The 13,737-nt window shown below is 74.1% G+C and carries 9 protein-coding genes; 2 read left to right on the plus strand and 7 right to left on the minus strand.

The annotated features are described in order from the left end of the window. Positions 1-330: 330 nt before the first annotated feature. Positions 331-2,760 (minus strand): endonuclease/exonuclease/phosphatase family protein, encoded by a 2,430-nt coding sequence (locus tag A2U95_RS22340; RefSeq protein WP_420857037.1) that lies wholly within the window; start codon positions 2,758-2,760, stop codon positions 331-333. Positions 2,761-3,037: 277 nt separating this feature from the next. On the opposite strand from A2U95_RS22340, the gene A2U95_RS22345 reads away from it, so the two are divergent. After that, a complete protein-coding gene (locus A2U95_RS22345) occupies positions 3,038-4,258 on the plus strand; it encodes a cytochrome P450 (RefSeq protein ID WP_166026057.1) in 1,221 nt (406 codons plus the stop codon). 89 nt (positions 4,259-4,347) lie between these two features. Here A2U95_RS22345 and A2U95_RS22350 read toward each other — a convergent pair whose 3' ends face one another. From A2U95_RS22350 to A2U95_RS22370, 5 genes are all read right to left on the minus strand, one after another. Continuing rightward, entirely contained in the window at positions 4,348-5,556 is a 1,209-nt protein-coding gene (locus A2U95_RS22350; protein WP_206283017.1) for a M23 family metallopeptidase, read from the minus strand. Positions 5,557-5,720: 164 nt separating this feature from the next. Further along, positions 5,721-5,930, minus strand: a complete 210-nt coding sequence (locus A2U95_RS22355; RefSeq protein ID WP_206283018.1) for a CstA-like transporter-associated (seleno)protein — start codon at positions 5,928-5,930, stop codon at positions 5,721-5,723. Further along, complete coding sequence (locus A2U95_RS22360; protein WP_206283020.1) at positions 5,930-8,062, minus strand: carbon starvation CstA family protein; 2,133 nt, start codon at positions 8,060-8,062, stop codon at positions 5,930-5,932. Before A2U95_RS22360 ends, A2U95_RS22355 begins: the two co-directional genes overlap by 1 nt. A gap of 196 nt (positions 8,063-8,258) precedes the next feature. Beyond that, complete coding sequence (locus tag A2U95_RS22365) at positions 8,259-9,149, minus strand: endonuclease/exonuclease/phosphatase family protein (RefSeq protein WP_166026059.1); 891 nt, start codon at positions 9,147-9,149, stop codon at positions 8,259-8,261. 190 nt (positions 9,150-9,339) lie between these two features. Continuing rightward, entirely contained in the window at positions 9,340-10,386 is a 1,047-nt protein-coding gene (locus A2U95_RS22370; protein WP_420857038.1) for a questin oxidase family protein, read from the minus strand. A gap of 185 nt (positions 10,387-10,571) precedes the next feature. On the opposite strand from A2U95_RS22370, the gene A2U95_RS22375 reads away from it, so the two are divergent. Next, the gene (locus A2U95_RS22375) at positions 10,572-11,876 is read left to right on the plus strand and encodes an alpha/beta fold hydrolase (RefSeq protein ID WP_166026061.1); all 1,305 of its coding nucleotides are present in this window, start codon (positions 10,572-10,574) and stop codon (positions 11,874-11,876) included. A 132-nt stretch (positions 11,877-12,008) separates the two neighbouring features. Here A2U95_RS22375 and A2U95_RS22380 read toward each other — a convergent pair whose 3' ends face one another. Continuing rightward, complete coding sequence (locus A2U95_RS22380; protein WP_166026063.1) at positions 12,009-13,493, minus strand: cytochrome P450; 1,485 nt, start codon at positions 13,491-13,493, stop codon at positions 12,009-12,011. Positions 13,494-13,737 lie beyond the last annotated feature (244 nt).

Raw genomic sequence — 13,737 nt, forward strand, 5'->3', positions numbered from 1 at the left:
CGCCGCAGCACCGGCCGTGGCCCGCGGCCCGGCGCCGCGTCACCGGGCGGCGGTCCGGCCGCCGACGCGGCGCCACCGCCGAGGGGCGCCACCACCACCGCACCTCCCAGGGCCAGGGCCCCCGCTCCGAACCGGCGTCTGCTGATCCCTCTGCGCTGCACAGGACCTCCGAAAGAATCTTTCACCATGACCCGCGGGCGCTGAAACCTTCCTTCCGTGGCCGTGCCCTGTCAATAGGGCACGGCGCGGCTCCGGCCGCGTCCCCCTCTGCACGGCCGCGGCCCGCCCGGAAGGATCCGGACGGGCCGCGGCGGGTGGGGCGGGGGACCGCTACTTGCGGCCCTTCTTGACGTCGATCCGCACGACCTGCGGGTCGTGGTCGCTCGCCTGGTCGGCGAACTCCGCGTTCAGGTGCACGATGTCGTAGTCGTACGCGACCACCGACGGACTGACCAGCGTCTGGTCCAGCGTCTGCGAGTTGCCCTCGAAGACGTAGGTGTAGCGCTCCTCCTCGGGCAGCGTGTTCACGAGCGGCGTCAGCAGGGAGCCGTCGCCGGTCATGATCTCGGTGGTCCTCGAGAACTGGAAGTCGTTGATGTCGCCGAGCACGATCACCTTCGCCTTCGCGTCGGCCGCCAGCAGGTCCGCGACGAAGTCCCGGACCTCCTGCGCCTGCCGGTGGCGCTGCTCCTCCGAGGAGCGCGAGGGCTCCTGGTAGCGGCCGTGCATCGGGGCGTCGCCGCCCTTGGAGGCGAAGTGGTTGGCGATCACGAAGACCCGCTCGCCGCGGAACCTGAACTCGCCCACCAGCGGCTTGCGGCTGTTCCTCCACGCGTCGCTCGCCGGGTCGATCCGGCCGGGGGAGACGCTGAGCTCGGCGCCCTTGCGGGTGTCGACGACCTCGGTCGCGGTGGTCGCGTCCCCGCCCGGGCGGTCCGTGAACGTGACGCGCTCCTCGTTGTAGAGGAACACCTGGCGGATGTTGCCGCCCGGCTCGCCGCCGTCCGCCTTGTTCTCCGGGGCGACGTACCGCCAGCTGTAGCGGGGGCCGCCGGCCGCGGTGATCGCGTCGGTGAAGCGCGTCAGGGTCCGCTCGGAGGTGACCGTGCCGTCGTCGGTGGCGCCGTTGTCGTCCTGGATCTCCTCCAGCGCGACGACGTCCGGGGAGGCCAGGTTGACCGCGATGCCCTCCGCCAGGCGGTCGAACTTCTCCTGCGGGTCCAGGGCGTCGAGGTTCTCCACGTTGTACGTGGCGATCGCCAGCTCCTTGCCGAGCTGCCGGCGCGTCACCTCGCGCTCCAGACCGCCCGGGACGTGCGCGCCCATCTCGGTGGCCATCAGGGTGTAGCCGCCGTACGAGTCGTAGTCGAGCGGGCCGGTGGTGGCGCCGGCCAGCACGTCGCCGACATTCGCCTCGGGGATCCCGGGGCCGAGCGACTCGATCTTGACGCGACCGGAGTTCTGGCCGTCGTAGCCCAGGTACACCGTGCCGCCGCGGACCGAGGGGTTCTCCTCGGGCTTGGCGGTGACGTACACCTCGCCGTACTCGGTGGTCGCGCCGACCACCCGGGCGTCGCCGACCTGGACCCGCATGCCCTCGGCGGACTCGAGGAAGTCCAGGGCGTACACGGCCGGCTGGAGCGGCAGGCTCTCGATGGAGCCGCCGCCCGCCTCCGGGGTGTAGTCGTCCGGCAGGTTCGCCGGGCCGAGCACGACCGGCGCCGGGAGGGGGTTGCCGGAGGAGAGCACCGAGGTCTTCGGGCCGGAGATCTGGGTGATCGACTGGGTCGTGCTGTTCGCCGCGTACTCCGCGACCTTGCCGCTGACCAGCACGCTGTCGCCGGTCCTCACGGCCGGGGCGGCGGAGCCGGTGTACACGAAGACCGCCTCGCTGGTGCGGGCGTCGGCGTCGGCCTGGGGGTCCTGGATCCAGAAGCCGCGCGAACCGCTGTCGCGCACGCCGATCACGATGCCGGGCACGTTGGTGACCGTCTCGCCGGTCAGCGGGGAACGGCGGGTGGTGCCCTGGATGTCGTGGACGCGGACCGCGCCGGGCTCGCCCGGGTCGCCGGGCTCCTCGCCGCCACCGCCGGTGCCCGGGGTCTCGCCCTTGGCGTTGACGGGGGTGGGGACGCCGGCGGTGAGGTCGGCGGCGTTGTCGTCGGTGTCGGCCAGCGACGCCCCGCGGGCCACCGAGGCGGTGCTGGAGGCACCCGTGACCGGGCTGCCCTCGCGGACGGCGGCGGTGCCGAAGCCCACCAGGTCCACGATCCGCCCGTCCGTCGCGCAGTCCGCCGCGGTCCTGCAGTCGAGCTCGTCGGTGCCGGCCACCAGGGCGACGGTGCCGCTGGTGCCGCTCATGGCGATCGAGCCGGAGGCGTCGGGGGCGGGCAGTGCCGTGGTGCCGCCGGCGCCCTGGGCCTGGGCGATCAGGTAACGGCCGCCGGGGGCTATGGAGCCGCTGATCCGGGTGATGCTCCAGCGGGAGGTCGCCGAGGGGGAGCCCGGCAGGTACTGCACGCTGTAGCCGGACAGGTCCACGGCCGTCGCGCCGGCGTTGCCCAGCTCGATGAAGTCACGGGTGAGCGTGGCCCCGGAGTTGCCGCCGCCCCCGTACACCTCGGCGATCACCGCGGCGCCGGAGGGCGCGGCGAAGGCCTGCGGCAGCGGAGTCAGCACGAAGGCGCCGGCCGCCCCCGTCGCCGTGAGGGCCTGTGCGGCATGGCGCCAACGCGCTCTCTTGTCACCCGACTTGGGCACGATTCGTACTCCTCGGAAGGAACCCGCCGCGAAGGGCCGCGGAACGGGCGAAATGACACAACGGGACAGTCGACTCAAGTTACGCGCGTAGAAACGGAGCTGCCAAGAGGTCGCGCGTTAAATCTCTGGAATCGCGGGATGAACTGTAACCGGAACGGGTGAGCGTTCACTCCCGGGGTTGCCCCGCGGGTGAACGGGCGTTCGCACCCTGTTCGGGCCGGATGCGGTGTCGTAGCGTACGGCTCCCGGGAGGCCCGACAGCGGGGAGGTGGCGCGGATGCGCGACGAGGAGCCGGTGACCGGGGCGCGGAGGACCGCGCGTCCGGCGGACGGCACGGATCCGCCGGGCGCGGGCGGCTGCCCTGTGCGCCGGGGCGAGGACGGCGTCTGGCGGGTGACCGGCGTCGCGGAGGCGCGCGCCGTGCTGCGCTCCCACGACACCGTGCAGGCCGGCCTGGGGATCGAGAGCACGGAGAAACTGCCCTCCTTCTACCGCCGCCCGGTCCTCTACCGGGACGGGCCCGAGCACCGCGAGGACCGCCGCCTGACCGCGCGGTTCTTCACCCCCCGCCGGGTGGACCGGCACTACCGGCCCGTCATGGAACGCGTCGCCGAGGCCCAGTTGACCCGGCTGCGCGCGGCCGGGGAGGCCGACCTCAGCCGGCTCGCCTTCCGCCTCGCCGTCGCGGTCGCCGCCGAGGTGATCGGCCTCACCGAGTCCCGCCCCGGCATCCAGGAACGGCTGGAGGCCTTCTTCCCGGACGGGAAGTTCGACAGGCCCGGCTTCACCAGCCTCCGGGGCCTGCGCGCCCTCGCCCGCCAGAACCGCAACTGGCTGCGGATCTACACCGGTGACGTCCGCCCCGCGGTCCGCGCCCGGCGCGCCCGGCGGCGCGACGACCTGATCTCCCACCTCGTCGACGAGGGCTGTTCGGCCGGCGAGATCCTCGGCGAGTGCATCACCTTCGCCGCCGCGGGCATGGTCACCACCCGCGAGTTCGTCTCCGTCGCGGCCTGGCACCTCTTCACCGACGAGGAACTGCTGGCCGCCTACCGTGCCGCCGGCGAGCCGGAACGCCTCGCGCTGCTGCGGGAGATCCTCCGGCTGGAGCCGGTCGTCGCGACACTGCGCCGCAGGACCACCGCGGAACTGGAGATCGGCGACGGCGCCACCCGGATCCCGGCCGGAGCCCTGGTCGAGATCGACGTCGGGACCGCCAACCTGGACCCCCGCGCGGTCGGTCCCGCTCCGCGGACCCTCCGTCCCGCCCGGGCGGGGGAGGCGGCCCGGGGGGCGGACGCGCCGCCCGTGCTCTCCTTCGGCGACGGCCCGCACCGCTGCCCGGGCGCGGACATCGCCGTGCTCGAGACCGACGTCTTCCTCACCCGCCTCTTCGCCGAGCCCGGCCTGCGGATGCGCACCGCGCCGCGGGTCTCCTTCCAGCGGGCCCTGGGCAGTTACGAGCTCAGGGAGTTCCACGTGGAGATCGCCGGCTGAGGCGGGGCGCGCGGACCGGGTGCTTCCGCCGGCGGGACCGGGCGGGGGCCCGTCGGCGGAAGCCGGGCGGGCCCCCTCGGCCGGCAGGGTCAGCAGGTGCCGTTGACGGCCCCGTTGTAGCCGGTCCACAGGTAGGCGTCGGAGATCCAGGTCCCGTCGCTCAGCCGGTTCCACAGCGAGGTGGCGCCGAAGCGGCCCTCGTGCGTCGTGCCGTTGCGGGAGCAGGAGACGGTCACGATCGCCCCGTCGGCCACCGAGCCGACCACCGCGTACCCGGTGCCCGGCCCGGACCGCTTGTTCACCGAGCCGCCGCCGTTGGCGTCCACGATGCCCTGGGTCAGGCCCAGCGCGCCGTAGTTGTGGAGGGCGCCGCCGTTGTACCGGGTGGTGGAGCCGTGCATCGCGTAGCCCTCGTACCAGCCGGTGGAGTAGAAGACCCAGCCGCCGATGCCGTGGTCGGCGATCGGCACGTAGGCGTTGTTCTGCCGCAGGCCGAAGTGGACGTGACGGCCGCTGGCGGAGCCGCCGCAGGCCACGTTGGTGCCGGTGTGGCCGAGGAACGTGCCCTGGGAGACGCTCGTCCCGTTGGCGTCGACGTGCCCGGTGAGGTGGTAGTAGTCCGAGGCGTAACCCCGGTCGTGGATGACGCGGACGAAGCCCGGGCACATGGTGTAGGCCGCGCCCGCCCGGGTCGCCCGGACGGCCTGGTCGCCGCCGGCGAAGTCCACCGAGCTGTACGGGCCGCTGGCGCCGTCCCACTGGTGGGGGCCGCCGGTCATGGTCCAGGAGGCACCGGCCGACCAGGGCAGGGCCATCCCGGTGCGGTAGTCCCCTCCCGCCAGCGGCCGGACGAAGTCGCCGGGGGAGGCGGTCCCGGCGGCGGAGCCGCCGGTGCCGGCGGAGGCGAAGAGCTCCTTCTCCGCGGCGGTCACCACCGGCGAGTCCGCGGCGAGGCCCGCGAAGGCCGGTTCGCCGTCGAAGGCGACCGTCCAGCCGTCGCCCTTCGCCCTGGCGACGAAGACGGCGCCGGTGGGGGCGGCGCCCTCCTTCTTCGGCGCGAGGACGACGGCGGTCCCGAAGGCCCACCTGCCGCCCTTCTCCCGGGTGACCTCGACCCGGGTCTCGTCCGGGCCGGCCTCGCGGCCGGTGAGGGCGGTCTGCCCGAGGAGCTTGTCGGTCACGGCCGTGGTGACCGAGGTGCGGGGCGCGGCCTGGGCGGTTCCGGGTAACGCGAGAACGGCCGGGGCGAGCGCGAGGACTGCGGTCAGGACCGCTGCCACGCGTCTGCGGTGGGACACGACATCTCTCCCTGCGTCAGGGGCGGGGTGGTGCGCCCGGAGGGCCCACCGAGAGTAAGGATGCGGAGCCCGGCCGTCCAGAGGCCCCGTCCCCACCCGCGCCCCGGAGAACGCGGAGGCCCGCCGCACCGAAGTGCGGCGGGCCTCACGGGCGGGGAGGACGCTCAGCAGCAGCCGCCGCCCTCGCGGGGGTCGGCGTGGCGCCGGTCCACGCGCCGGTTCTCGAACTCCCGCCGGGAGAGCACCCTCACCCGCGGGTCGTGCGAGCGGGCGTGGGCCACGTACCGGTCGTACGCGTGCTCACCGTTCAGCTCCCGCAGGAGCCACCACGCCCGGGCGCCCGCCTCCCGCAGCCGGGTCAGCGCGGGAGCCATCACTCGGCCCCGGTGCCGACCAGCTCCTTCTCCTCCGCCTGCGGCTTGCGCAGGGAGAAGGAAGGAACCTCCATCTCGGACTTCACGTACGGGTCCTCCTGCAGCGGCAGCCTGCTCCTGCCGCGCAGGTGGGCGACCGACACGCACAGGCAGGAGAAGAAGACCACCAGGGTCAGACCTGCGAAGACCGCCATCAGGGTGCCGGTCACCGTGGAGTTGGTGATGACCGTCGACATGTCGTCGAGGGTCTTCGCCGGTGCGAGGACCTGGCCGGCCTCCAGGGCGTCCGCGTAGGCGGAGCGCTGGGCCCAGAAGCCGATCTTCGGGTTGTCGGAGAACAGCTTCTGGTAGCTGGCGGTCATCGTCACGGCCAGCGCCCAGGCGAGCGGCAGCGCGGTGACCCACGCCCACTTCAGGCGGCCGGACTTGATCAGCAGCGTGGTGGAGATGGTCAGCGCGATCGAGGCCAGCAGCTGGTTGGCGATGCCGAACAGGGGGTACAGCTGGTTGATGCCGCCCAGCGGGTCGCTGACGCCGACCCACAGGAAGTAGCCCCAGCAGAGCACGACCACCGCGGAGCAGATCCAGATCGCGGGCTTCCAGTTCTTGTCGCGGAAGCGCGGGACCACGTTGCCGATGGTGTCCTGCAGCATGAAGCGGCCCACACGGGTCGCGGCGTCCACCGCGGTCAGGATGAAGAGCGCCTCGAACATCAGGGCGAAGTGGTACCAGAACGACATCATGCCGGTGGAGCCGAAGGCCTCGGCGAGGACCACCGACATGCCGACGGCCAGCGTCGGGGCGCCGCCGGTACGGGCGATCAGGCTCTCCTCGCCCACCTGGTCCGCGGCCTGCTGCAGCGCCTCGGGAGTGATGGTGAAGCCGAAGTTCGCCACCGCCTGCGAGGCGGACTGCACGGTGTCGCCCAGCACGCCGGCCGGGGCGTTCATCGCGTAGTACAGGCCCGGGTCCAGGACGCAGGCGCAGATCAGGGCCATGACCGCGACGAAGGACTCCATCAGCATCGAGCCGTAGCCGATGCCCGCGATCTGGCTCTCCTTCTGGATCATCTTCGGCGTGGTGCCGGCCGAGATCAGGGAGTGGAATCCGGAGAGGGCGCCACAGGCGATGGTGATGAAGGCGAACGGGAACAGCGCACCGGCGAAGACCGGGCCGGTGCCGCTGCTCGCGAACTCGGAGACCGCCGGGACGTTGACGTCCGGGTTGGCGACCAGCACACCCACGGCGAGCAGCACGATGGTGCCGATCTTCATGAAGGTGGACAGGTAGTCGCGCGGCGCCAGCAGCATCCACACCGGCAGCACGGCGGCCACGAAGCCGTAGACCACCAGGCAGATCACCAGGGTCTTCGGACTCAGGACGAACGCGTCCGCGAAGGAGGACTCGGAGACCCAGCGGCCGCCCATGATGGCCGCCAGCAGCAGCACCACGCCGATCAGGCTGACCTCGGTGACCCGGCCGGGGCGCAGGAACCGCAGGTAGCCGCCCATGAACAGGGCGATCGGGATGGTCATGCCGATGGAGAAGGTGCCCCACGCGGAGTGGGCGAGCGCCTGCACGACGACCAGGGCCAGCACGGCCAGGATGATGATCATGATCGCGAAGACCGCGATCAGCGCGGCGATGCCGCCGACCCGCCCGATCTCGTCACGGGCCATCTGGCCGAGCGACTTGCCGTTGCGGCGGGTCGAGAAGAAGAGCACGACCATGTCCTGGACCGCGCCCGCGAAGATCACGCCGACGATGATCCAGATGGTGCCGGGAAGGTAGCCCATCTGGGCCGCCAGCACCGGACCCACCAGCGGGCCGGCGCCCGCGATCGCGGCGAAGTGGTGGCCGAAGAGCACCCGCTTGTCCGTCGGGTGGTAGTCCACGCCGTCGTTGTGACGCTCCGCCGGGGTGGCGCGCGTGTCGTCGACGCGCAGGACCCTGCGGGCGATGAACCGGGCGTAGAAGCGCTGGGCGATCAGATAGGAACCGACCGCCGCGGCGACGATCCAGACGGCCGAGATCTTCTCACCGCGAGCGAGGGCTATGGCTACCCAACCGGCTGCGCCGAGGGCTGCCACCAGCAGCCATACGGCGATGCTGCGGGGACTGGTGCGGGACACGTCGACGTGCCTTTCGTTCGGTGAATCGATGGCGCTTCGCTGATGCTAACGGGAGTAACGTGCGTCTCATCAGCGCTGTTGTGCATCTCACTTCCTTGATCGGAACCAACGGCGGACGGCCGGTGGCGTCGGCGGTTTCCGGCCGCCCGCCAGGAAGGGAGTCCTCGGTGCCCGCGGTGTCGCGGCCGCCCCCGGGTCAGCGCCCCCGGCGCAGGGCGAGGTCCGCGACCACCGGGCGGTGGTCCGAGGCGAGCGTCTCCGGCACGGTGACCCCCCGCACCCCGATCGCTCCCCGGGAGACGGTGACGTAGTCGATCCGGGTCCGCGGGTTCAGCGCCGGATACGTCGGCGCGTCCACGCCGGCCGCCGCCGAGGCGTCGGTCAGGCGCTCCCACAGCGGGGCCAGCTCGGGCGCCGTGCGGACGGCGTTGAAGTCGCCGGTGAGGACCTGCCGGGGGCAGCGGCCGTGCCTGTCGCAGTCCTCGCCCATGACGCGCAGCGTGTCGGCCACCTGGGCCGCCCGCACCGAGGGGTCGGCCCGGTAGTCCAGGTGCGTGGTGTAGACGTGCACCGGCAGGCCCCTCACGCGGATCTCCACCTCCGCGAACCCCGGGGCGAGGGCGGGCACCGGTTCCGCGTCCTGGGTGGAGAGCCGGGTGATCTCGTGGTTCTCGGCCGCCAGGACGGGATGCCGCGAGAGGACCGCCACCCCGTACTCGCGGCGCGGGGCGTCCGCCGTGACCGGGTCGAGGCTGTATATCGGCGCGAAGAAGACCTCCATCCCGAGCCTCTCGCCCAGCTCCGTCGCCAGGTCCCGCCAGGCGCTCCTGGCGCCCCAGTGGACGTCCACCTCCTGGAGGCCGATCACGTCCGCGTCCATGGCCCGAAGCTCCTCGGCCTGCCGGTCGAGGTCGAAGACGTTGTCCGTCCCCGCGCCCGCGTGGATGTTGTACGAGACGACCCGCAGCGGCACGGTCGCCGCCTCGGCCGGCGGGTCCGCGTGCGCGCCCGCCGGAGCGGCGCCGGGAAGCGCGAGGGCCCCCAGCAGTCCTGCGGTGACCAACCGTTGTGCCGTACGACGACGCATCGCGCAGCCCCCTCAAGTCCGTTGCGGGTCTTGGCACTTGCGCGCAGTACGGTACCGGCGCCGGAGCCCCGGCGGAACGCCGCCGCGCCCGGAGGAGGACGGCGGCGGCGCGGGCGCGCCCCGGCGGGCCGGCCGAGCGAACGCGACCGCCGCCGCCCCGCACCGCCCCCGTGCGGTGCCCCGGGGGCCCTCAGGCGCCCGCGGGGCCGATCAGCCGGAGTGCCTGCCCGACGGAGGCCAGACACTCCCCGCTCCCGGTGCGGGCCACGACGTCCAGCGCGGTGTCGGCCAGCTTGATGACGTGCTCGTCGCCGTGCTCGACCGCGCGGGCGAACAGTTCCTCGCCCGTCCCCGACGCCCCGGGAACCCCGGCCGCGGGCGTCGCGTAGGCCGCGGTCACCGCCGCGGAGGCGGCCCAGGCCGCCTCCAGGCTCGGCACCCACAGCTCCCGCGGCAGCGCCGGCAGGGTCCGCAGCACGGCGTTGGGCGCGGTCGCCGCGTGCACCAGCATCACCGGGTCGCCGTGGGCGTGGGCGGCGAACCTGCGGGTCGCCGCGGTGACCAGGTCCGTCAGCGTCTCCCGCGCCTCCTCCGGTCCGGCGGGGGCGCGCAGCGCCGCGGTGGCCCCGGCCCATCCCGCGGTCGGCCCCAGCAGGGCCAGCCGCTCCCTGATGCCCCCCTCCTGGGGCCGCACCGGCTCCACCCCGGCCAGCGCCTCCTCCGGCGAGGCCGCGCCCGACGGCCGGGAGACGCCGGGCAGCGGCTGGTGACGGCCCGCCCAGTAGGCCAGCCCGTGGGCCAGTTCGGTGATCCTGGCCGGGTTCTCGCCGTCCTCGAGCAGCACCCGCACCGCGTGCCCCACCCGGATCACCGGATGCGTCGCCCCGGCGGCGATGCCCGGCAGCAGCCGCGGCCACCACCGCACCAGCACCCGCCGCCAGCCCTCCTCCACGACGGCACGGCGGAAGTGGACGGTCCAGTCGCCGAGCCTGCGCGGGTCCCCCAGGGCCTCGCGCCACTCCTCCTCCGTCACCGGGGCCCACGGCCGGGGCATGTCCTCCAGCTTGGTCAGCGCGTACCGCTCCAGCCAGCGGTGCGCGCCGTGCCCGTGCCCGTGCCGCACCAGCGCCTCCACCGCCATCGGAGCGTGGTTGGAGAGCCAGCCGTCGCGTTCGGGCCCCGCCCGGTGCAACCGCTCCAGCGCCTCGTCCAGCACTCCGGTGTCCATGCCGCTCATCGTCGTCGCTCCCTCGGATCGGCTCCCCGGACCGGCCCCGGTACCGGCCGGGTCCCGCCAACCTACGAGAGGGCGGCGACCCGGTGCACCCGCGCGGGACCCGGGCCCCGGGTCCCGGCCGTCCCTCGTCCCCGGGACTGTGCTGAACTGGACCGGCCCTCCTCCGACCGCCCCGGGAGCACGCCTTGACCCTCCGCTACCGCCAGCCCGGCGTCGTCCTCACCGACCACCGCTTCACCGTGCCGCTCGACCACGCCGATCCGGGCGGCGAGACCGTCGAGCTGTACGCCCGCGAAGTGGTGGCGAGCGACAAGGCGGAGCAGGACCTGCCCTGGCTGCTGTACCTCCAGGGCGGCCCCGGCATGCCGGCCCACCGCTTCGTCGGACGGCAGGCCTGGCTGGAGCGGGCGCTGCAGGAATTCCGGGTGCTCCTCCTGGACCAGCGGGGCACCGGCGCCTCCACCCCGGCCAACCGGCAGACGCTCCCGCTGCGCGGCGGTCCGGCCGAACAGGCGGACTACCTCACGCACTTCCGCGCCGACTCGATCGTCCGCGACTGCGAGGCGATCCGGCCCCTGCTCACCGGCGGCGCGCCCTGGACGGTGCTCGGCCAGAGCTTCGGCGGCTTCTGCACCGTCGCCTACCTCTCGACGGCTCCCGAGGGCCTGACCGCCGCCCTGATCACCGGCGGCCTGCCCTCCCTGCACGCGCACGCCGACGACGTGTACCGCGCCGCCTATCCCCGCATGGAGCGCAAGGTCGCCGCCCACTACGCCCGCTACCCGCAGGACGTGGAGCGGGTCCGCCGCATCGCCGAGCACCTGCTGCGGCACGACGTCGAACTCCCGGGCGGCCACCGGCTCACCGCGGAGGCGTTCCAGTCGCTGGGCACCATGCTCGGCTCCGGCGACGGCAGCCACCGGCTGCACTTCCTGCTGGAGGACGCCTTCGTGCTCCCCACCCCGCGGGGACTCCAGCTCTCCGACGCCTTCCTGGAGCAGGTCCGCCAAGCCCTCTCCTATGCGAGCCACCCGCTCTACGCCGTGCTCCACGAGGCCATCTACGCCCAGGACGACCGGCCGACCGCCTGGGCCGCCGAGCGGGTGCGCGCCGAGTTCCCGCAGTTCGACGCCGGCCGGGCGCTCGCCGGGGGAGAGGCGGTGCTCCTCACCGGCGAGACCGTGCACCCCTGGCTGTTCGACTGCGACCCCGCGCTGCGGCCGCTCCGGGAGACCGCCGAACTCCTCGCCGCCCGCACCGACTGGACCCCGCTGTACGACCCGCGGCGGCTCGCCGCCAACGAGGTCCCGGTGGCGGCCGCCGTCTACCACGACGACCTCTACGTCGACACCGCCCACTCGCTGGAGACCGCCCGGGCGATCCGCGGCCTGCGGACCTGGGTCACCGACGAGTTCGAGCACGACGGCGTCCGCGCGGGCGGAACGCGTGTCCTGGACCGTCTCCTCGCGCTGGTGCGCGACGAGGCCTGACGGCGGGACCCGACGGCGGGACCCGAGGGCGGGACCCGGAGAACGACCGCCGGGGACGGGCCCGTCCCCGGCGGTCGTCCTCCGGCCCTGCGACCCCGGCCCCGCGCCCTCGCCCGGCGTCCCCGCCCGGTGTCACCGCCCGGCCGTGACCGCCTCGTCCGGCGCCGGCCGGGGCGCCCGGCGCTCCAGGCGCAGCCGCAGCCCCTCCGGCATCAGGGTGAGCCGCTCCGAGACGCTCAGCCGGTACTCCGGCCGGGGCGTGAACTCGTAACGGCGCAGCAGCAGCCCCAGCACCAGCGTCGCCTCGTGCAGCGCGAACTGGCGGCCGATGCACGCCCGGGCGCCGGTGCCGAACGGCTTGAAGACGTGCGCGGGCCGGCCCCGCACCGCGGCGGCCTCGAAGCGGTCCGGGTCGAACCGCTCCGGATCCGGCCCCCAGACCGCCGGGTCCCGGTGCAGCAGCGGCAGTACCACCAGCGCCCACGCGCCGCGCCGCATCGGGTGGGTGCCGCCCAGCACCGTGTCCTCCAGGGCCACCCGGGCGAAGGCCGGGGCGGTCGGCCACAGCCGCAGCGACTCGTCCAGCACGCGCCGGACGTACCGCAGCTTGGCCACCTGCTCGTAACCGGGGGAGGGGACGTCCCCCCAGACCCGGTCCACCTCCTCGCGGGCCCGCGCCGCGACCTCCGGGTGCAGCGAGAGGTAGTGGAGGGCGAACGAGAGCGCGCCCGAGGTCGTCTCGTGACCGGCGACCAGGAAGGTGATCACCTGGCGGCGGACGTTGTCCAGCGACAGCCGCTCCCCGGTCCCGGGGTGCGCGGTCCGCAGCATCCGGTCCAGCAGGTCGCCGTCACCCGGCCGGCCGTCCGCCACCCGGGCCCGGACCACCTCGTCCACCGTGTCGTTGAGCAGCGCCAGGTCCCGCGCGGCGCGCCGGCCGGCGGCCCGGCCGCCCAGCAGGCCGGCCAGCGGCCCCGGCAGGGCGGTGCGCCGCTGGGCGTAGCTCAGGTAGCCCACCATCGCGTCGACGAAGGGGTGGGGCCGGGCGCGTTCGAACGAGCCGAAGTCATGGCCGAACCCGGTGCGGGCGATGGTCTCCAGGGTCAGCTTGGTCATGTCGCCGGGCACGTCCACCGGGCGCCCGGCCGCCAGCTCGGCGTCCCAGTGGCCGGTCAGCCGGTCCGCCACGTCCAGCATGGCCCGGTGGTACCCGGCCATCGCCTCCCGGCTGAACCCGGGCGCCAGCACGTCGTGCGCCAGCTGCCAGTTGGGCTCGTGGTTGTGCGCCGTGAACAGGCCGTCCTTGGCGAGGGGGCGCAGCGCCGCGATGCCGGGGGCGACGTGCTTGGCGAACCGGGACTCGTCCGACAGGTCGGCCACCAGCTCCGCGCCGCCGACGAACACCAGCTCGAAGGAGAGCACCTTCCGGCGGAAGATCGGTCCCAGTTCGCTTCCCCGGCGCACGGTGTCCTGCAGCGGCCGGGACCGGTCGGTCCCCAGGACGTCGCCCAGCAGCGGCACCCGCCGCGGCGGGTGCGGGATCAGGTCGAGCCGCGGCCAGGCCTCCCGGACGTCCGGCACCGGATCCACCGCCCGGACCGTGTTGCTGCTCGCCATGCGCCCTCCCGATCGGACCGCCGTGTCACCGGACCGCCGCCGCGTGCTGCGCGGAGGCGGCCCGGTGACCATCGTGCCTTCCGCGGACGCTCCGTCACCAGTCCCCGTCGGCCACCGGGCTGCCCGGTTCGTCCCCCAGCCGGACCACCTGGTGGGGGCCCGGCGGCACCCACGGCGCGTGGTCGTCGCCGAGCCAGTCGCCGACCGGCCTCACCCCCGCCAGCGTCCCGGACGGGTCCACGTC

The sequence above is a fragment of the Streptomyces chilikensis genome (assembly GCF_001642695.1).
GTDB lineage: Bacteria > Actinomycetota > Actinomycetes > Streptomycetales > Streptomycetaceae > Streptomyces > Streptomyces chilikensis.